19 protein-coding genes and 1 riboswitch are annotated in these 19,031 nt (G+C 70.3%); of the genes, 12 read left to right on the forward strand and 7 right to left on the reverse strand.

From position 1 onward, the window contains the following. A partial coding sequence (locus VHC63_11815; GenBank protein ID HVV37283.1) for an FAD-dependent oxidoreductase occupies positions 1-1,358 on the reverse strand: 1,358 nt, incomplete at its 3' end. A gap of 54 nt (positions 1,359-1,412) precedes the next feature. On the opposite strand from VHC63_11815, the gene VHC63_11820 reads away from it, so the two are divergent. Both VHC63_11820 and VHC63_11825 read left to right on the forward strand, forming a co-directional pair. Continuing rightward, a complete protein-coding gene (locus VHC63_11820) occupies positions 1,413-2,000 on the forward strand; it encodes a helix-turn-helix domain-containing protein (GenBank protein ID HVV37284.1) in 588 nt (195 codons plus the stop codon). A gap of 5 nt (positions 2,001-2,005) precedes the next feature. Next, a complete protein-coding gene (locus tag VHC63_11825; protein ID HVV37285.1) occupies positions 2,006-3,520 on the forward strand; it encodes an amidase in 1,515 nt (504 codons plus the stop codon). On the opposite strand, the gene VHC63_11830 is transcribed toward VHC63_11825, so the two are convergent. After that, on the reverse strand, positions 3,517-3,894 hold the full coding sequence (locus tag VHC63_11830) for a cupredoxin domain-containing protein (GenBank protein ID HVV37286.1): 378 nt from the start codon (positions 3,892-3,894) through the stop codon (positions 3,517-3,519). The two genes, VHC63_11825 and VHC63_11830, sit on opposite strands and share 4 nt — an antisense overlap. A gap of 30 nt (positions 3,895-3,924) precedes the next feature. Here VHC63_11830 and VHC63_11835 point away from each other — a divergent pair, with 30 nt between their 5' ends. The 7 genes from VHC63_11835 to VHC63_11865 all read left to right on the forward strand — a co-directional run bounded on the left by VHC63_11835 (position 3,925) and on the right by VHC63_11865 (position 11,191). Then, a complete protein-coding gene (locus VHC63_11835) occupies positions 3,925-4,785 on the forward strand; it encodes an LLM class F420-dependent oxidoreductase (GenBank protein HVV37287.1) in 861 nt (286 codons plus the stop codon). Continuing rightward, a riboswitch (cobalamin riboswitch) is annotated at positions 4,771-4,909 on the forward strand. Its footprint overlaps the gene before it by 15 nt. An 85-nt stretch (positions 4,910-4,994) precedes the next feature. Beyond that, positions 4,995-6,530 (forward strand): hypothetical protein, encoded by a 1,536-nt coding sequence (locus VHC63_11840; GenBank protein HVV37288.1) that lies wholly within the window; start codon positions 4,995-4,997, stop codon positions 6,528-6,530. Beyond that, positions 6,530-7,303, forward strand: a complete 774-nt coding sequence (locus VHC63_11845) for a hypothetical protein (GenBank protein ID HVV37289.1) — start codon at positions 6,530-6,532, stop codon at positions 7,301-7,303. The genes VHC63_11840 and VHC63_11845 overlap by 1 nt, the downstream gene beginning before the upstream one ends. After that, positions 7,300-8,346, forward strand: coding sequence for a hypothetical protein (locus tag VHC63_11850; protein HVV37290.1), 1,047 nt, complete (start codon positions 7,300-7,302; stop codon positions 8,344-8,346). The genes VHC63_11845 and VHC63_11850 overlap by 4 nt, the downstream gene beginning before the upstream one ends. Next, positions 8,343-9,893 (forward strand): ATP-binding cassette domain-containing protein, encoded by a 1,551-nt coding sequence (locus VHC63_11855; protein ID HVV37291.1) that lies wholly within the window; start codon positions 8,343-8,345, stop codon positions 9,891-9,893. Before VHC63_11850 ends, VHC63_11855 begins: the two co-directional genes overlap by 4 nt. Next, positions 9,890-10,726, forward strand: coding sequence for an ECF transporter S component (locus tag VHC63_11860; GenBank protein HVV37292.1), 837 nt, complete (start codon positions 9,890-9,892; stop codon positions 10,724-10,726). The genes VHC63_11855 and VHC63_11860 overlap by 4 nt, the downstream gene beginning before the upstream one ends. A 93-nt stretch (positions 10,727-10,819) precedes the next feature. Further along, the gene (locus VHC63_11865) at positions 10,820-11,191 is read left to right on the forward strand and encodes a hypothetical protein (protein ID HVV37293.1); all 372 of its coding nucleotides are present in this window, start codon (positions 10,820-10,822) and stop codon (positions 11,189-11,191) included. Positions 11,192-11,333: 142 nt separating this feature from the next. Here VHC63_11865 and VHC63_11870 read toward each other — a convergent pair whose 3' ends face one another. The 3 genes from VHC63_11870 to VHC63_11880 are packed head-to-tail and all read right to left on the reverse strand — an operon-like array spanning position 11,334 to position 14,633. Next, positions 11,334-12,284, reverse strand: a complete 951-nt coding sequence (locus VHC63_11870; protein HVV37294.1) for an aldo/keto reductase — start codon at positions 12,282-12,284, stop codon at positions 11,334-11,336. Next, positions 12,281-13,336 carry an extracellular solute-binding protein gene (locus VHC63_11875; protein HVV37295.1) on the reverse strand — a complete coding sequence of 352 codons (1,056 nt, stop codon included), beginning with the start codon at positions 13,334-13,336 and terminating at the stop codon, positions 12,281-12,283. The genes VHC63_11870 and VHC63_11875 overlap by 4 nt, the downstream gene beginning before the upstream one ends. After that, on the reverse strand, positions 13,329-14,633 hold the full coding sequence (locus VHC63_11880) for an enolase C-terminal domain-like protein (protein HVV37296.1): 1,305 nt from the start codon (positions 14,631-14,633) through the stop codon (positions 13,329-13,331). The genes VHC63_11875 and VHC63_11880 overlap by 8 nt, the downstream gene beginning before the upstream one ends. A gap of 13 nt (positions 14,634-14,646) precedes the next feature. On the opposite strand from VHC63_11880, the gene VHC63_11885 reads away from it, so the two are divergent. Genes VHC63_11885 through VHC63_11895 form a run of 3 tightly spaced genes read left to right on the forward strand, consistent with a single transcriptional unit; the run spans position 14,647 to position 17,520 of the window. Beyond that, on the forward strand, positions 14,647-16,299 hold the full coding sequence (locus VHC63_11885; protein HVV37297.1) for an arylsulfatase: 1,653 nt from the start codon (positions 14,647-14,649) through the stop codon (positions 16,297-16,299). Continuing rightward, positions 16,299-16,967, forward strand: coding sequence for a fumarylacetoacetate hydrolase family protein (locus VHC63_11890; GenBank protein HVV37298.1), 669 nt, complete (start codon positions 16,299-16,301; stop codon positions 16,965-16,967). The genes VHC63_11885 and VHC63_11890 overlap by 1 nt, the downstream gene beginning before the upstream one ends. A 4-nt stretch (positions 16,968-16,971) precedes the next feature. Continuing rightward, positions 16,972-17,520: a hypothetical protein gene (locus tag VHC63_11895; protein HVV37299.1), complete on the forward strand. Its 549-nt coding sequence runs from the start codon at positions 16,972-16,974 to the stop codon at positions 17,518-17,520. Between the two features lie 127 nt (positions 17,521-17,647). On the opposite strand, the gene VHC63_11900 is transcribed toward VHC63_11895, so the two are convergent. Both VHC63_11900 and pgl read right to left on the reverse strand, forming a co-directional pair. Next, positions 17,648-18,385: a glucose 1-dehydrogenase gene (locus tag VHC63_11900; GenBank protein ID HVV37300.1), complete on the reverse strand. Its 738-nt coding sequence runs from the start codon at positions 18,383-18,385 to the stop codon at positions 17,648-17,650. Further along, entirely contained in the window at positions 18,369-19,031 is a 663-nt protein-coding gene (gene pgl / locus VHC63_11905; protein ID HVV37301.1) for a 6-phosphogluconolactonase, read from the reverse strand. Before pgl ends, VHC63_11900 begins: the two co-directional genes overlap by 17 nt.

Raw genomic sequence — 19,031 nt, forward strand, 5'->3', positions numbered from 1 at the left:
GTGCCAAGGATCTCGGCCGCGGCGCGCTCTCCCGAGCGGACGGCGCCGTCGATGGCGCCGTGGCTGACCGTCGCCGTCTCGGTGCCGGCCCAGTGGATGTGGCCGACGGGCTGGCGGATCTCCTTGTAGAAGTTGGTGATCACACCGGTGCCCATGCGCGCCATCGAGCACCCCCGGGTCCAGGGCTCCGCCAGCCAGTTGAGGTCGACGATCTCGAGTGGCTTCGCCGCCTTGGGTCCGAAGCGGGTGGTGAAGATCCCGAGGATGGCGGCGTGCCGCTCGGCCTCGGGCATGCGGGCCAGGGCGCGCGCCTTGCCGCCCGCCGCGTAGCTCGCCAGCACGCCGGGCGCGCCGCCCGGCTGCGTCGTGTCGAGGGTGACCTCGGCGATGTCGTCCATGGCGGCCGACGCGCCGCACAGGCCGTCGTTGCGCCAGAACGGTTCGTCGTAGACGGCGATGGTCTTGATCTCGGTACCGCCGATCATCTGGTGAAACAGCGCCGCGTGCTCCGGCGGCAGGATCGGGTCGTAGCGCACCTGCCCGGCGAGCTGCGGAGGGATGGCCATGATCACCTTGGCGGCGCGCACGCGCACGCCGTCGGCTTCCACGGTCGCGGCGGCGTCGGTCTGGGTGATGGCGCGGACCGGCGCGGCGAGCACCAGGGAGTCGCCCAACTCCGCCGCCATGCGGCTCGCCATGGTCTGCATGCCGCCTTCGACCTGGCTGTCCTGATACCCGTCGGCCACCTGCATGAAGTTGACCAGACCACCACCGGAGTTGATGAGGAAAAGGGCGTTGAGCAGCGACACCTCGTTGAGCTCCGAGGCAAACAGGGCGCGGAAGGTGGCCGTCAACAGGTCGCGGGCTGTCTTGGTCGGCACCGAGGTGCGCGACAACCACGACGCGATCGACTGGCTGTCGAGTTCGAACGCGTTCGGCGCCGTCCACGGCGCGTCGAGCGGCACGGTCTTGGCGAGGCGATCCAGGCGCAGCACCGCCTGGCCGAAGCTGGCGAGACCGACGGGGTTGAGGCGCGGCGTCTTGGTCGCGTCGTAGCGGCGCGTCTTGCCGTAGGACGCCAGCAGGCTCTTGCCTTCGAGGTTCGTCTTGAACGTCGCCGCGCCCATCTCCTTCACGAGCGCGTGCAGACGGTCCTGGCGCGGGCCGACGAAGGTGCCGCCCATGTCGAGGACGGCGCCGCTGCGGCCCGTCATCGAATACACGCGCCCGCCGACGCGGTCGCGGGCTTCGAGCACAACGACGGACTTGCCGCCCTGGTTGAGGCGGCGTGCCGCGGTGAGGCCGGCGTAGCCGGCTCCCACGATGCAGACGTCGGCGCTGAGCGTTCGGTTGGCCATGCGAGCAAGTTACATGCGGGCCGCACGCATGTAAAGAGTGCTACACTTGGTGCCGTGCCCACCCAGCTCGAACGGCGTACTGCCACCCGCGCCGCCTTGCTGGCCGCCGCCCGCGCACTGTTCACCGAAAAGGGGTTTGCCGCCACCGGCCGCGAGGAGATCGCCGAGCGCGCCGGGGTGACGCGCGGCGCGCTCTACCACCACTTCGAATCCAAGCGCGACGCCTTCGCGGCGGTGGCCGACGAACTCGACGCCGAACTGGCGACCCGCGTGGTGGCCGCGGCGCGGCGGGCGCCCTCGGCCTACGAGCAGATCCGGGCTAGCTGCCGCGCCTACGTCGAGGCGTTCGCCGAACCGGCCGTCATGCGCATCCTGCTCATCGAGGCCGCCGCCGCTCTGGGTCCCGAATGGGTGCGAGCGTCGAACGAGTCGGCGTGCGTCACGTTGCTCACCCCGGCCCTGCGGGCGGCGGCCACTGAAGGCCACACGATCCCCGGCGACGTGCATATTGCCGCCCAGCTCTTGCTCGGGATGCTCAACGAAGCGGGCGCGATCATCGCCGCGTCGGAGAACCCGAAGGCGGCTTTGCGGCGGGTGCGCCCGACCGTAGATGCGCTGGTGGAGCGGCTTCTGCGAGGCTGACGGCCGTGGCAGACATTCCCTGGCAGGGCGACGCCTGTTCGCTCGTCGACGCCTTCCGGCGCGGCGAGCGCAGTCCGAGCGAAGAACTGGACGCGACGCTGGAGGCGATCCGCACGTCGGAGCTGAACGCGTTCGCCTACGTCGACGTCGACCGGGCGCGGGCCGCCGCCGCCCAGGCGGACGTGTCGTTGCCCTTCGGGGGGGTGCCGACCGCGATCAAGGAACTCGAGCCCGTCGCCGGCTGGCCCTTCACCGAAGCGTCGCTGGTGTTCAAGGACCGCATCGCGAACCACACTTCGCACGTCGTCGAGCGGTTGTTCGCCCGCGGGGGCGTCGTGCCGGTCGGCCAAACCACGGCGAGCGAGTTCGGCGGCCTCAACGTCAGCATCACCAAGATCAACGGCGTCACCCACAACCCGTGGCGTCACGGCCGCACTGTCGGCGGGTCGTCGAGCGGTTCGGCCGCCGCGGTCGCCGGCGGCCTCGTGTCGCTGGCCACGGGCGGCGACGGCGGCGGATCGATTCGCATCCCCGCGGGCTACACCGGGCTGCTCGGGTTCAAGGGCACGTTTGGTCGCATCCCGCGCAGCCCGAACGCCTACATGCGCCCGAACACGGTCGTCCTCGGCAATCTGGCGCGTTCAGTGCGCGACGCGGCGCGCTACTACGACGTGTGCGCCGGGGTGCACCCCTACGACCCGACGAGCCTGCCGTCGCCCGGTAACTGGGAAGCCAACCTCGGCACCCACGACCTCACCGGCAAGCGCGTGGCCGTGGTCCCCAACCTCGGCGGCGCCACGCTGGAGGCGGGCGTCGAGGAACAGATTCGCGCCGAGGCCAAGCTGCTCATCGAAGCGACGGGCATGGTCGAAGTCGACCTCGACGTGCGCCCGCCGAACCTGGCCGCGCAGTGGGCCATGGGCAACCTGGCGACGCTGCTCGAGGACCTCGGCGACAAGTGGCCCGGTCGAGCAAGCGATCTCACGGACGAGATTGCCTTCGGCTTGTTCCTCGCCCAGACCATGTACAACCTGCACACGGCGGCGGCGGCCGAGGGTATGCGCATCGCGGCCAACGAAGCGATGGGCGCCGCCTTCGAGCAGGTCGACTTCATCATGGCCGCCACCAATCCCGGTCCAGCCTTTGCCGCCGAGGCGACGACGAGCGCCAAGCAGGTCGGCATCGTCGAGCGGGCGCTGGCGAGCGGCGCGGGGCAGTACGCATTCCGCGGCCTGATGGGCGCCGTGCGCGCCGCCACGACGTTCGCCCCGTCCTTGCCGTCACGCGTGCTCGACATCGCCAGCCGGCGCGTGCCCGATCTCGTCAACATGGGCGCGCTGACGATCATCTCGAACATCTACGGCAACCCGGCGGTGTCGATCCCCGCCGGCACGGTGGACGGCCTGCCCGTCGGCCTCCAGGTGCTGGCGCGCCACCACGAGGACGCGCTGCTCTTCGACGTGGCGTTGGCGGCTGAGCGCGAGCGGCCGTGGCCCCTCGTCGCTCCGCAGCCGACCTAGCTGACCGTCAGCGTCCCGTTCATCTGCGCGGGGTGATACTCGCAGTGGTACTGGTACGTGCCCGGCTTGAGGTTGGTCACGGTTTGCGTCGCTGACTTGCCCGCCTCGGCGTCCTTGTCGACCTTGAGGTCGGCGATGGTCAGGTTGTGCTCGGTGTTGTCCTCGTTCTTGATCACGAAGGTCACCGAGTCACCGGCGGCTGCGGTGAGCGTCGACTGGTCGAACGCGATGTTCTTGGCGACGAGGGTGAGCGTGGTGCCGCTGTTCGCCGCGGTGGTGGCCGACGCATCGTCGCGCTTGGAGTTGCCACCACAGCCGGCGAGGGCGACGCCGGTGAACCCCAGCGCAGCGGCGGTGGAGAGGATTCGTCTCATACGCATGGCGGTTCTACGTAGGTTGGCGGTATGGAGATTGGTGTCGTCTACCCGCAGATCGAACTCGGTGGCAGCCCCGACGCGTTGCGCCGCTTCGCCACCGCCGTCGAGGAGCTCGGCTTCAGCCACCTCGTGGCCTACGACCACGTGCTCGGCGCGGTGCACGCCGGGCGCGAGCCGGCGCTGATGGGTCCCTACACCGAGAACGATCCGTTTCACGACCCGCTGATGATGTTCTCGTACCTGGCTGGCATCACGCCGCGGCTGGGGTTCTTCAGCGGCATCCTGATCCTGCCGCAGCGCCAGACGGCGCTGGTCGCGCGCCAGGCCGCCGATCTCGATCTGTTCTCCGGCGGCCGGTTCCGCCTCGGCGTGGGCGTCGGGTGGAACTACGTCGAATACGACGCCCTCGGCCAGGACTTCACCACCCGCGGGAAGCGCGAGGAAGAGCAGATCGAGTTGCTGCGCAAGCTGTGGAGCGAGCCGGTCGTCGACTTCAGCGGTCGTTTCGACCGCGTCGAGCGCGCCGCCCTGTTGCCCCGCCCGACCAAGCCGATCCCGATCTGGCTGGGCGGCTGGGGCGAGGTGGCCTTCAAGCGGGCGGCGCGCCTCGCCGACGGATTCATCTTCGGCGGTCGCGCCGCGGACGTTGTCGAGACGTGGCGGCGCGTGCAGGAGATGGTGGCGGCCACCGGCCGAGCGGTCGAGAGCTTCGGCGGTGAAGCGGTGCTCTACTCGTCGTCGGGCGTCGAGCGGCTGGCCGAACACGCGGCGGCGTGGGCGGCGGCCGACGGGACGCATGCAGCCGTCCTCACGATGAACCACGGCTTCACCGACGTCGAGCAGCACGTCGACTATCTCAACCAGGTGCGCGACGCACTGCGTCTGTAGGCTGGCACCGACATAACCCGTAGGTGGGGGAAGCCGGTGAGATTCCGGCACTGACCCGCAACCGTGACCGGCGCTACAAGGTGCGCCGGAAGTCGGATCGCCTGCCTGCGTGGTTTGGCTCAACCGAACCGTCGAGTTTGCGGTGCATGAGCCCCACGTCGCCATGTGCGCAGGGGTCTGTGTCCGCTGACCCCACAGAAAGCGAACACATGCGAACCAAGTTCCTCCACACGGCGCTCGCGGTAGGCGCCGGAGCCAGCCTCGTGCTGTCGGCGGCATCGCCGGCACACGCCGCCGACTGGGATTCCGGCAAGGTGTCGGCGCAGGCCGTCACCTCGAGCGCGTCGAAGGCGCTCGACTGGCTCGAGGGCCAGTTCGCCGCCAACGGCCACCACCTGAAGTCGGGCTACACCGACACGAACAACCAGTTCCAGACCTTCGACGACGCCGGGCTGACCGTCGACGGCCTGCTGGCCCTCGCCGCCGGCGGTCGCACCGCGGACAGCGAAGTGGCCGCGGGGCGTGACTGGATGAAGACCAACGTCGACGCCTACGTGACCGGCAGCGACCCGAACTCGCTGTACGCCGGCGCCGTGGGCAAAGCGATGGTGTTCGCCATCGTCTACGACCTCGACCCCAACAACATCGACGGCCACGACCTCGAAGCGGACCTGCGCGGCCGCATGCAGTCGACCGGCCACTTCACCGACGACGCCACCGACTTCCAAAGCGGCGATCCCGTCGACTACAGCAACGGCATCGGCGACGCCCTCGACGTGCTGGCGCTGGCGGCCACCGACGACGGCACCCCGGCCCAAGCCGTCAACTACCTGCTGTTGCAGCAGTGCCCGAACGGCGGCTTCCGCTCGGAGCTCGCCGACACCAAGTGCACCGACAACGCCAAGGCCGACCTCGATGCCACCTCGTTCGCGCTGATGGCCCTGGCGGTGCAGGACGAGAGCAGCGCGGTGACCGACGCCATCGACGCCGGCGTGGCCGACGTGAAGGCGGCGCAGATGACGAACGGCAGCTTCGGGGACAACGCCAACTCGTCGGGTCTCGCCGCGTCGGTGCTGCGCGGGCTGGGCGAGGCACCAACCGCCAACAAGGCGGCGACGTTCGTGAACACGCTGCAACTCACCTCGGGCGACAACGACGGCGCCATCGCGCTCGACAAGGACACGCACGACGCGGCGGCCAGCGACGGTCTCGACGTCCAGGGCAAGACGCTCGCGGCGCGCGCGACCGCCCAGGGCGTGCTGGCGCTCGGGCTCCCGGCGTATCCGCTGATCGGCACCGACGAGCCCGTGGAACCGTCGACGACGATTGCGCTGTCAACGTCCACTGCGCAGACCGGTGGCACGATGACCGTGTCGGGCGGCGGCTTCGCGACGGGCGAGAAGGTGCGCGTGACCGTCGCGTCGGATCCCGTGATCGTGGGTGAGCCCGTGGCCAACCGCGCCGGGTTCGCATCGCAGAGCTTCGTGTTGCCGTCGTCGGTGGGTGCGGGCTCGCACACCGTCACGCTGACGGGTGAGACGTCGGGCGTCACGATCTCGGCGCCGCTCACTGTTACCGCCGCCGCGGCGGCGGCGACCACGTCGACGACGGCGCACACCACGATCGTCCGCACCGGTACGTCGAGCGGTGAACAGTCGCGGCTCGCGCTCGGATTGGTGGCGTTCGGGTTGGCCCTGGTGCTGGTGGCGCGGCGCCGTCGCGTCATCTATCCGTTCCAGAAGTAATGCGCCGTCTCGCCGCCGCAGCAGTCATCGCGGCGGTCTGGTGCGCGCTCCCGGGGGCGTCGCGCGCCGACGACGCCAACCAGGCGTGCACCGACGGCCAGGGCGTCACCGCCGTCGTCGACTTCCAGTCGCTGGGCGGTGGCGTCAACGTGCGCTGCGCCGCGCAGCCGATCAGCAACGGCTTCGACGTGCTGCGCCACGCCCACATCGCCTACGAGACGGTGAGCGGTTCGGACTTCGTCTGCCGCATCGCGGGCAAACCGGAGAGCGCCGACTGCTCGCACACGCCACCGGGCAACGCCTACTGGTCGTACTGGTCGGCGCGACCGGGCGGCGACTGGCAGTACCAGGCGCACGGGCCGGGCTCGCGCAAACCGCCGGCCGGCTCGTACGACGGTTGGTCGTTCTCGACGGGCGACAAGGCGCCGCCGCGCTATCCCGTCCCCCCGGCGCCGACTACGACGACGACGGTGACGAGCGCTCCGGCGCCGGCACCGTCGCCCGTCACGACGTCCCCACCGACGGGTGTGCGGAGTAATGCCCCGTCACGCCTCACAACCCCACCACCGTCGACGTCCACGACCGCCACGACCTCAACGCTGCCGAACAGCGTGGCGCTGGTGCCCGACGCCACCACGACCACGGTGAAGTTGGGCCACGTGGACCTCAGCGAGACGGGGAAGGGCGGCGGCAGCGGGTTCGGTTTCGTGCTTTCGGGCCTCGCAGTGCTGCTGGTCGGCGCCATGGCGTTTGCCCTGCGGCGGGGCCAGTGACCCGCGAGCTGCACCCCGGGGCGTGGTGGCTGTGGGCCCTCGGGCTGGCGACGGCCGCCAGCCGCACCACCAACCCGTTCCTGCTCGTGACCGTGCTGCTCGTGGTGTTCACCGTGACGCGCGTCTGCCGGCCCGATCGCTCGAGCGCCGGTGGCTTCCGCGGCTACCTGATCTTGGCGGCCGTGGTAATCGGCATTCGCGTCGTGTTCCGCGTCGTGCTCGGTGGCGGTGCCGGATCCCACGTGCTGTTCCGCCTGCCGTCGTTCCCGCTGCCGGCGTCGTCGGGCCTGCGCGCCGGTGGCGCGGTGAGCGCCGAGAGTGTCCTCGGCGCGTTTTACGACGGCCTGCGCCTCGCCACGCTGCTCGTGTGCTTCGGCGCCGCCAACGTGCTCGCCAACCCGAAGCGGCTCATCAAGGCGGCCCCGGCCGCGCTGCACGAAGTCGGCGTTGCGGTGATCGTTGCGGTGGCGATGGCGCCGCAGCTGGTCGACAGCGCCCGCCGCGTCCATCGCGCCCGCAGGTTGCGCGGCGGCGCGTCGAGTGGCCGCATGCACGTCGTGCGGCAAGTGCTGATGCCGGTGATGACCGACGCCCTCGACCGGTCGCTGATGCTGGCCGCGGCCATGGACGCCCGCGGGCACGGCCGTGTCGCCGATCTCCCGGCACGGACGCGACGCCTCAGTGGCGCGGCGCTGCTCGCCGGGTTGTGCGGCGTGTGCGTCGGCACCTACGCCCTGCTCGACGGCACCGCACCGCGGTGGCTGGGCGTGCCGGCGCTGCTCGTCGGCGTGGGCGCCAGCGCCGCGGGCGTGGTCGTGGGCAACCGCCGTATCCGCACGACGGTGTACCGCGCCGACCCGTGGCGCCGGCCGGAGTGGGTGGTGACCGCCTGCGGCGTCGCCGTGGCGCTCGGACTGGTGCTCGTCGCCCGGTTGCACGCCGGCGACCTCAACCCCTCGGCGTCGCTGCTCGAACTGCCGGTCCTGCCCCTCGCCGGGTTCGCGATCGTGCTGCTCGGCGCCCTGCCGGCGGTGGTCGTGTGATCACGTTCGACCACGTGACGTTCACCTACTCGGATGCGGACGCGCCGGCGCTGCGCGACGTCACCTTCGAGATCGCCGAAGGCGAGTTGTGCGTTGTCATCGGGCGCACGGGCGTGGGTAAGTCGACGCTGCTGGGCGCGATCAACGGCCTGGTGCCGCACTTCACCGGGGGCGCGCTCGGAGGCGAGGTCACGGTGAACGGCCGCTCGACGCGGTCGGCCATGCCGCGCGACCTCGCCGACGTCGTGGGCTACGTCGGCCAGGATCCGCTGAGCGGGTTCGTCACCGACACCGTCGAGGAAGAACTCGCCTACGTAATGGAGCAGTTGGGTGTGGCGCCGGCGACGATGCGCAAGCGCGTCGAGGAAACGCTCGACCTGCTCGGCATCGCCGCGCTGCGCGGTCGCGCCCTGCGGACACTGTCGGGCGGCGAGCAGCAGCGCGTCGCCATCGGCTCGGTCCTCACGGCCCAACCGCGCGTGTTGTTGCTCGACGAGCCGACCTCCGCCCTCGACCCCACCGCCGCCGAAGACGTGTTGGCCGCCGTGTCGCGCCTCGTGCACGACCTCGGCATCACCGTGGTCGCCGCCGAGCACCGGCTCGAGCGCGTCGTGCACTACGCCGATCGCGTCATCGCCATGACGGGCGACGGCGGCGTCACTGTCGGCCCCCCGCGCGAGGTGTTCGCCTGGAGCCCGCTCGCCCCGCCGGTGGTCGCCCTCGGCCAGGTGTGCAAGTGGGACCCGTTACCGCTCTCGGTGCGCGACGCCCGCCGCTTCGCCGAGCCGCTACGGGAGCAGCTGGCGGCGCGGGCCCAGCCGTTACGCGGCCGTGCGTCGACTCCGGGCGTCACGTTGCTGGCGGCGGCCAAGGTGGTCGTCGACTACCCGGGCGGCGTGACGGCGGTGCGCGGCGTCGACGTTGCGCTCGGCGCCGGCGAGGTTGTGGCGCTCATGGGCCGCAACGGCTCGGGCAAGTCGTCGTTGCTGTGGGCGCTCCATGGCCGAGCCGCCGGTGCGGCCAGCCTCGTGCCCCAGTCGCCCGGCGACCTGCTGTATCTGACTTCGGTCAGCGCCGAATGCGCGCAGAGCGATCGCGATGCGGCCGTCGAACCCGGGACCACCGCGGCGTTGCTGCGCCGCCTGGTGGGCGCAGTCGACCCCGACAGCCATCCGCGTGATCTGTCCGAAGGCCAGCGGCTCGGACTCACGCTCGCCATCCAACTGGTGACGGGACCGCGCGTCGTCCTGCTCGACGAACCGACCCGCGGCCTCGACCCCGTCGCCAAGGAGCGGTTCACCGAGGTCGTGCGCGAACTGGCGGCCGAGGGGCGCGCCGTGATGATCGCCACCCACGACGTCGAGTTCGTGGCGGAGGTCGCCGACCGCGTCGTCGTGATGGCCGAAGGTGAGATCGTCGCCGACGGCCCGGCGGCCGAGGTGGTGTGCTCGTCGGCGGCGTTCGCTCCGCAGGTGGCCAAGATCCTGTACCCCGCGGAGTGGTTGACCGTCGCCGAGGTGGCCGACGCGCTGGGCGTTCTCGCATGACAACGCGGACCCACGCTCTCACGCTGTCGCTGCGTTCGTGGCTCGTGCTCGGGGCCGTGTCGTTCGCCGGCCTCGCTATGTTCGCCTGGCCGCTGTTCCAGCACGCGCCCCGAGGCGTCGCGCACGGACAGGACGCCCCGCTCGTCTTCCTGGTCATGCTGCCGTGCCTCATCGCCGTCGTGCTCGCCGAGATGACCGCCGGTCGCATCGACACCAAAACGCTGGCGATGCTCGGTGTCCTGTCGGCCATCGGCGCCGTACTGCGCCCGATCGGTGCTGGCACGGCCGGCATCGAGACGATGCTGTTCCTGCTTGTCCTTGCCGGCCGCGTGTACGGCCCCGGCTTCGGCTTCGTCCTCGGCGCCACCGCCATGTTCACCTCCGCGCTGTTGACCGCCGGCGTCGGTCCGTGGCTGCCGTTCCAGATGCTGGGCGCCGCCTGGGTCGGCCTCGGCGCCGGCCTCCTGCCCTGGCGGCGCTGGCGCGGCCGCACTGAGATCGCACTGCTCGCGCTCTACGGGGTCGTATCGGCGTACGCCTTCGGTTTTCTCCTCAACTTGTGGTTCTGGCCCTACACCGTCGGGTCGGGCACCAAGCTCAGCTTCATCGCCGGCGCGTCGGTACTCACCAACCTCCGCCGGTTCGTGCTGTTCAGCGTCGCCACGTCGGCCATCGGCTGGGACACCGGCCGCGCCGTCACCAACGTCATCGCCATCGTCGCCGTCGGTCCGACCGTGCTGATCACGCTCCGGCGTTCGGCGCGTCGCGCCGCGTTCGGCGAAGTGGCGACCTTCGTCGACCGACCCGTCGAGGACGTGCCCGTTGCGTCGTAGTCAGCGGCCGAAGATGCGGCTGCGGTTGACGGTGACAAAGCCCGCGGCGGCGTAGGCGTCGCGGGCGGCCGGATACGCGACGTCGCCCCGTGGATGGATGACGACCTCGGTGCCGCCCGCTTCGGCGGTGGCGCGCAGCGCGGCGCGGCAGAGTGCTTGGGCGAGACCGCGGCGCCGGTGTTCTGGTACGACGCCGAGGGGCTCGATCTCGGCGCTGCGCGACGCGGGGTCAAACCACAGCGTGCAGCACGCGGCGACGTCGCCGTCATCCGCCTGTCGAGCTGGAACCGTTCGTCGCGTTCGTCGTATCCGCGAGCGCGCAGCGCTTCGGTAAGGGTGGTGTCGCCATCCATGACTTCGAGTCTCGGCGCGCTTCCGGCGCGGGTCGACTCCAACCAGGCCACCACGTCGCGCGCCACCTCGGGGTTCGCCGGGTCGACCTGCGCCATCAGCGCATCCGGTTGATAGATCCGCGCCCACGCGACGTCGTCCCACACGTGCATCTCAAGGGCCGCGTGGTCTTGGGCGGTGGCGAACTCCCACGCCAAACCGCCGGGGTGCCACGGCGCGCCGGGGCCCCACAGTCGCGACGAAATGGCCTGCGCCGCTACGAGGGCGTCGGTGTGGTCTGGGGCAGCAGGCCTTCCTGCTTCAGTTCCGTCCATAGGTCAGCAGCGATGTTGACGCGAAACCCGACCGTGTTCGCCGCAATTTCCTCGGGGGAGCGCATGCCGACCAGCACCGTCTCGACCGCGGGATGGCCCGTCGGGAACTGCATGGCGGCGGCGGCGAGCGGCACGTCGTAGCGGGCGCACACCGCCTGCATCCGACGGGCTCGCTCGATCAGTTCCGGCGCCGCCGGCGAGTAGAAGAAGGTGGCGCCGTCCGACGGGTCGGCGAGGATGCCGCTGTTGAACACCGCGGCCGCGACGACACGTACGCCCCTTTCCCCACACAACGGGAGCAGGTCGTGCAGCCCAGTCTGGTCGAGCAGCGTGTACTGGCCGGCGAGGAGCACGCAGTCGACATCGGCCTCTCGCACGATGCGCGCCAGCGGTCCGGCGAAGTTCATGCCCGCACCGATGGCGCCGACGATTCCCTCGTCGCGCCACTGCCGCAGCACCGGGAAGGCCTCGGCGAGGGCTTGGTCCATGTGGTCGTCCGGGTCGTGGACGTACACGATGTCGACCCGGTCGGTGCCCAGGCGTTCCAGCGACGCCGCGAGCGAGCGGCGAATGCCGTCGGCGGAGAAGTCGAACGACGAGTGCAGATCAGGCACCGCGTCGAAGATGTTGTCGCGCGGCGCGCCGGGCTCCAGCAGCCGGCCGACCTTGGTGGAGAGCCGCACCGACGCCCGCGGCACCGACGCCAACCAGGCGCCGACCCGCGTCTCGGACAGCCCGGCGCCGTAGTGCGGCGCGGTGTCGAAGTAGGTGATGCCGCCGGCGAGCGCGGCGTCGAGGGTCGCCGTCGCCACGTCAGGATCGACAGCCGTGTAGAGGTTGGCCAGCGGCGCGCACCCGAGACTGAGGCGGCTGACGTCGAGGTCTCGGATCACCCGAGCACGCGCTCCGAGGCCGCCTGCACGCGCTGCGTCGCCTCGGCCGGCGAGATCTCGCCGCGCAGCGCGGCGTTGATCGCCTGCCAGCCCGCGTCCTCGATGGCGTCGAAGCCCTCGATGTGGGGGTAGGTGATCATCGCGGTGGCGATCGTCTCCTGCGTGACCGCGAGGCGTTCGGCGTCGACGGCGTCGCGCGGTGTGCGCGCCACGAGGGCTTCCACGTGGGCGGGGATGCCCGGCTCACGCGCCTGCGTGGCCGCCGAACACAACTCCTGCACGAACGCGGCGGCGCGGGCGACGTCGCCGCACGTCGTCGGGATCGCCCACGCGTGGCACCCGGAGTACGACACGCCGCCGGGATACATGGCCGGGCGCAGCACGTCGTAGAGCGGCGACGCGGCGATGGCGTCGTAGCCGCCGGGCCAGGCGGCGGCGCAGTCCACGCGGCCTTCGAGCAGCGCGGCGTCGACCTGGTCGTAGTGCCAGTCCGGCAACTCGGCCGGCGCGCGCGCCGCCAGCTGCACGATGGTGCTCACAGCGTGCTCGGCAATCTCGGTCGTCATCGTCGGTCGCAGGTCGCCGTCGAACAGCGCACCTCCGAGTCCGGTGACGACTTCGAAGAACAGCCCGAATAGGCCCGACTCGCGACCGGTGAACCCGAACACGGCGTCGCCCGCCAGGACGTCGTCCCACGTGACGGGCGGTGCGTCCATACGATCGGTGCGCCACCACAGGATGCGCACGTCGATGTTGCGCGGCGCGCACAGCACGTTGCCCTGATACGAGCACAGCTCGACCGCCTTGGGTGCGAGCGCGCTCGTGTCGACGAGGTCGTCGAGCGGGCGCAGCCACGGCGACTGCGACGGCGCGTACTTGCCGTGCGTCGACAGCACGTCGATGCGTTCGCCCGCCGCCAGCCGCGCCGCCACCTCGCGGTTGAGCGTCGGATGATCGGCGTGCACGACGACCTCGACGTCGTCGATGAACGGCTCGTACAGCGCGTCGTACATCGGCCCGCCGACCAGTGCGACGCGGAGGCGATCAGCCACGGGCCGCCCACACCGCGCCGCTCGGGAACGCGTAGTCGCGCACCGACTCGGCCCGCAGCTCGAGGCCGAAGCCGGCATCGGTCTGGGCCCAGTAGCGCCCGTCGTGAACGTCGAGCGCGGTGACGAAGTGCTCGTGGAGGTGCCCGGCGTACTCGATCATGCGGTCGTCGCAGCGACCCGACACCCGCAGGTAGTCGAACATCGAGAAGTGCTGCACGTGCTGGCACAGCCCGATGCCGCCGGCGTGGGGGCACACCGGAATGCCGAACTTGGCGGCGAGCAGCAGCACGGCGATGACCTCGTTGACACCGCCGAGGCGGCACCCGTCGATCTGGGCGATGTCCATGCCGCCGGCCTGCATGAACTGCTTGAACATGATGCGGTTGTGGCAGTGCTCGCCCGTCGCGACGCGCACGGGGTGGACGGCCTGCGCGATGCGGGCGTGGCCGAGGATGTCGTCGGGCGACGTCGGCTCCTCGATCCACCACGGGTTGGCCGCGTGCAGCGCCTTGGTCCACTCGATCGCCTCGTCGACGTCCCACACCTGGTTGGCGTCGATCAGCAGCATGCGGTCGGGCCCGAGTTCTTCGCGCAGCACCAGCGTGCGGCGGATGTCGTCGTCGCGATCGCGGCCGACCTTCATCTTGAGCGCGTTCCACCCATCGGCCAGCGCGGCGCGCGTCTTGGAACGGATCAAGTCGTCGGGATAGCCGAGCCAGCCGGCGGAGGTGATGTAGGCCGGGTACCCGTGGGCGCGCAGGTCGGCGTCGCGATCGGCCATGTCGGCTTCGGTCGCCTGGAGCAGCGCCAACGCCTCGTCGGGGGTGATGGCGTCGGAGATGTGGCGGAAGTCGACGGCGCGCACGATGGCGTCGGCCGGCAGGTCGGCGAGGTACTTCCACAGCGGCTTGCCGGCGCGGCGGGCGAAGAGATCCCACACCGCGTTCACGACGGCGGCCGTCGCCAGGTGGATGACGCCCTTCTCCGGGCCGAGCCAGCGCAGCTGGCTGTCGCCGGCGATCGAACGCCAGAACGCGCCGGTGTCGGCTTCGAGCTCGTCGAGGTCACGACCGACGACGCAGTGGCGCATCGCTTCGATCGCCGCGCAGCACACCTCGGTCCCGCGGCCGATGGTGAAGGTCATGCCGTGGCCGGTGAGCGCCGGGTCGTCGGTCGTCAACACGACGTAGGCCGCCGAGTAGTCCGGGTCGGGATTCATGGCGTCGGACCCGTCGAGCAGGTCCGAGGTCGGGAACCTCAGGTCGTAGACGGCCATGTCGATAATGCGCTGCCCCATACGACGGAGCATCATGCCCGACGTGCGCTCGCCGAACGTCCTCGTGATGATTATGGACGACCTCGCCTACGGCGACCTCGCCTGCCACGGCAACCCGTACGTCAAGACGCCAAACCTCGACGCCCTGTACGCGCAGAGTGTGCGCTTCACCCGCTACGCCAGCGGGCCGATGTGCACACCGGCGCGCGCGTCGCTGATGACGGGCCGCTACCACCTGCGCACGCGCGCCATCGACACGTTCTGCGGGCGCTCGATGATCGATCCAAGTGAGGTAACGCTCGGCCACGTGTTGCAGGGCGCCGGCTACCGCACCGGTGCGTTCGGCAAGTGGCACCTCGGCGACGCGTACCCGATGCGCGCCTGTGACCTCGGCTTCGACGAAACGCTCATGCACAACGCCGGTGGCATCGGGCAACCCGGCGACCACCGCGAGAACCACTGGCGCGAAGGCGAGGCGTACTTCGACCCCGTGCTGTTCCGCGACGGCCGGCCCGTGCGCACCGACGGCTACTGCACCGACGTGTTCGCCGACGCCACGATCGCCTTCATCGAGGCGCACCGCGACGAACCGTATTTCGCCTACTTCGCCACCAATGCACCGCACACACCCCTCGAGGTTCCCGAGCAGTGGGTGGCGCCGTATCGCGGTGTGGTCTCCGAGACGTTCGCCCGCCTCTACGGCATGGTGACCAACATCGACTGGAACATCGGCCGCATCCTCGCGGCCGTCGACGACAACACCATCGTCGTGTACACCAGCGACCACGGACCCTGCCCCTCGGCGCGCGACTACACGCTGCCGCCCGAAGCGCAGGTGCGGTGGAACGCGGGGCTGCGGGGCGAGAAGGGCTCGCTCTACGACGGCGCGGTCAAGGTGCCGTTCTTCTGGCGCTGGCACAACGAGGTGGGTGACGACACGCGGATTGCGTCGCCCATCGACGTACTGCCCACGATCGCCGCGGCGGTGGGCGCGCCAATGCCCGCGGGCGTCGACGGCGTCGATCTCTTCGGCGAGCCCGTCGACCGCCACATCTATATGCAATGGCACCGCGGCAACACGCCCGAGCGGTATCGCAACTACGCGGTGATCACGCAGCAGCACAAGCTGTACCGCCCGGAGCCGAACAAGGCCGATGAGCTGTACGACCTCGAGGCCGACCCGGGCGAGCGCAACGACATCGCGGCCGAGAACACCGAACTCGTCGCCGCCCTGCGGGCCGACTACGACGCCTGGTTCGACGACATCTGCGCCACGCGTCCCGAACCGTTCGCCGCGCCGCGCATCGTGATCGGCGCGCCCGGCGAGGACACCGTCACCCTCACCCGCCAGGACTGGCGCATCGACGACTCGCTGGCCGACATGGGTGAGCTGGCGGGCTGGATGGGCACGACGGCGGGATGGTGGGAGATCACGGTCGCGCACGCCACCACCGCGCGTGTCGAGGTGCGCCTCGAGCCCTTCGTGTGGTCGCGTCCCGACATCCACGGCGCGGTCAACCTGCGCGTCGGTGACGCCACCTACACGACGCCCTGGGTGTTGCAGTGCACCAAGTACGACTTCGCCGTCGACCTGCCGGCCGGCGACACCACAATCGAAGCCTTCGCCGACGGTGGTCCGACGGGCCGCCGCTCGGCGCTCTACGTCGACCTGATCAAGGAGCACTAATGGCACGAGTTGCCTTCACCGACATCGCCCCGCCGAGCAAGGTGCTCGCCATCGGCCTCAACTACGCCGACCACGCCCGCGAGTCGGGCATGGAGCCGCCGAAGTCGCCGCTGATCTTCGTCAAGACCAACAACAGCATCTGTTACGACGGTGACCCGATCCGCTGGGCGGCCGCCGACTCGTCGCAGGTCGACTACGAAGCCGAACTCGCCGTGATCATTGGGACCAAGGCGCGCCGCGTCAGCGAGGCCGACGCCCTGAGCTACGTCTTCGGCTACACGTGCTGCAACGACGTCTCCGCCCGCGACGCCCAGTTCGGCGACCAGCAGTGGGTGCGGGGCAAGTCGTTCGACACGTTTTGCCCGCTTGGTCCCTCCATCGTCACCGCCGACGAGATCCCCGATCCGCAGAACCTGGCGATCAAGTGCCGCGTCAACGGCGAGACGCTGCAGGACTCCAACACGTCCGAGATGATCTTCGGCGTCGCCGAGTTGATCGCCTACTGCTCGCGTTTCATGACACTGGAAGTCGGCGACATCATCGCGACGGGCACGCCCTTCGGTGTCGGCTTCTCCCGTACGCCGCCGATCTACCTGACCGACGGCGACGTGTGCGAGGTCGACATCGAGAAAATCGGCGTGCTGACGAATCCCGTCGTGGTGGACTGAGGGTGTGCACGTAGGGGCGGACGAACTGGCGGCGGGGCTCGGCTACATCCGGGAGTCGCCCACCGACGCCGGCACGCTCGACCTCATCGTGCGCCGGCCGGCGCTCGGCGAGCGTGAGGTGCTCGAGGAAGGTCAGCTCGATCTCGCCGTCGGCCTCGTCGGCGACACCTGGTCGGTGCGTCCGAGTTCGAGCACGCCCGACGGCTCACCGCATCCCGAGGCGCAGCTCAACATCATGAACGCCCGGGTCGCGCAACTCGTCGCCGGCTCGGTGGACCGTTGGCCTCTCGCCGGCGACCAGCTCTACGTCGACTTCGACCTCAGCACCCAGCACCTGCCGGCGGGATCGCGTCTCGCCGTCGGCGACGCCGTCATCGAGATCACCGCCAAGCCGCATCGCGGCTGCAAGAAGTTCACCGAACGCTTCGGCGCCGAAGCCACCCGCTTCATCAACACCGGCCCGGGCATCGCCCTCAACCTCCGCGGCCGCAACGCCCGCGTCGTCCAACCCGGCACGATCCGCCGCGGCGACCACGTCACCCGCCTCTCCTAACTGCAACGCGACGATGCCGTTGGTGTGGTTGACCGGTGTTCGCGGACGACCGGGCATTCCTGCGGACGTTGGGCTCTGGCGGTCGCACAGCGACCGCCAGAGCCCAAAGAGCCGGATCGCGCCGCTCTCAGACGACGGTCATGCCGCCGTCGATGACGAGTGACGAACCCGTCATGAACGACGCGTCGTCCGACGCCAGGTACAGGATCGCTTTCGCGACCTCGGTCGGCTGACCGAGGCGACCGAGTGGCTGCCGCGCCACCAGGCGCTCGCGCGCCAGGGCGGGATCGTCGGCCTGATCCAGCAGCCGGCCGACCCACGGCGAGTCGACGGTGCCGGGGCATACGCAGTTGCAGCGCACGCCCGTGCCGGCGTACTGGACGGCCACCTGCTGGGTCAGCGAGATGACGGCGCCCTTGGTGGCGCAGTAGGCGGCGCGATCGCGCAGGCCCATCATCCCGGCAACCGACGCGGTGTTGACGATGACGCCGTGCGCCCGCTCCAGCATCGAGGGCAACGCCGCCTTGATGCCCAAGAACACGCCGCGCACGTTGACGGCGAAGAGCTTTTCCCACTCGTCGAGCGAGCAGCCGAGCACGTCGTGCACCGAACCGATACCGGCGTTGTTGCACAGGATGTCGATGTGGCCGAACTCCTCGATCGCCGCCGCGGCCATCGAGTTGACGTCGGACTCGTTCGACACGTCGGCTTTGAAGGCGGACGCGCCCGCCGGAACATTCGTGGGGTCGACGTCGGCGCCCAAGACGCGGGCGCCTTCTTCCATCAGCAGCCGGGTGATTTCCGAACCGATGCCGGATGCGGCGCCGGTGACGACAGCGGTGCGACCTTCAAAGCGCGGATTCACCTACCAACCATTCCACGCGCGGGGCGCGGACGTACGCAGCGGGCACCGACGGGTCGCCGGCGCGCACGCGGGCGAGCGCGTCGCGTTTGGCTTCGCCGTCGACGGTGACCAGCACGAGGTCGCCGAGCGCGATGCCGGCGAAGGTGAGCGTTCGCCGCGGGTGGAAGTTGTGGCCGAGCGGGTCCTCGTTGTCGACGACGTAGCGGTCGATCGGCGCGTCGAGTCCGGCCGACTGCGGGAACAACGACGCCGTGTGGCCGTCGGGACCGAGGCCGAGATGGATCACGTCGAAGGGCGCGGCAGCGCGCACCAAGGCGTCGTACTCGTCGGCCGTCGACTCGACCCGCATGGGGAACACACCCCGGATCGGTGGCAGGCGGTTGATCAGTGCTTGACGCACCAGCAGTTCGTTGGAGTCGGGATGCCGGCGCGGGACAAGCCGCTCGTCGCCCCAGTAGACGTCGACCAGCGACCAGTCGATGACGTCGCGGGCGTGGGCGGCGAGGTGCTCGTAACACCGGCGCGCCAGGTCGCCACCGGACACCACGAGACTGAAAAACGCCCGTGGCCGGTCGCGCCAGGCATCCACGACGCGGCTCACGAAACAGTCGGCTACATCGTCGACGACGCGTAGCTCGCCGTACAC

It is taken from the genome of Acidimicrobiales bacterium (assembly GCA_035546775.1).
Taxonomy (GTDB): domain Bacteria; phylum Actinomycetota; class Acidimicrobiia; order Acidimicrobiales; family JACCXE01; genus JACCXE01.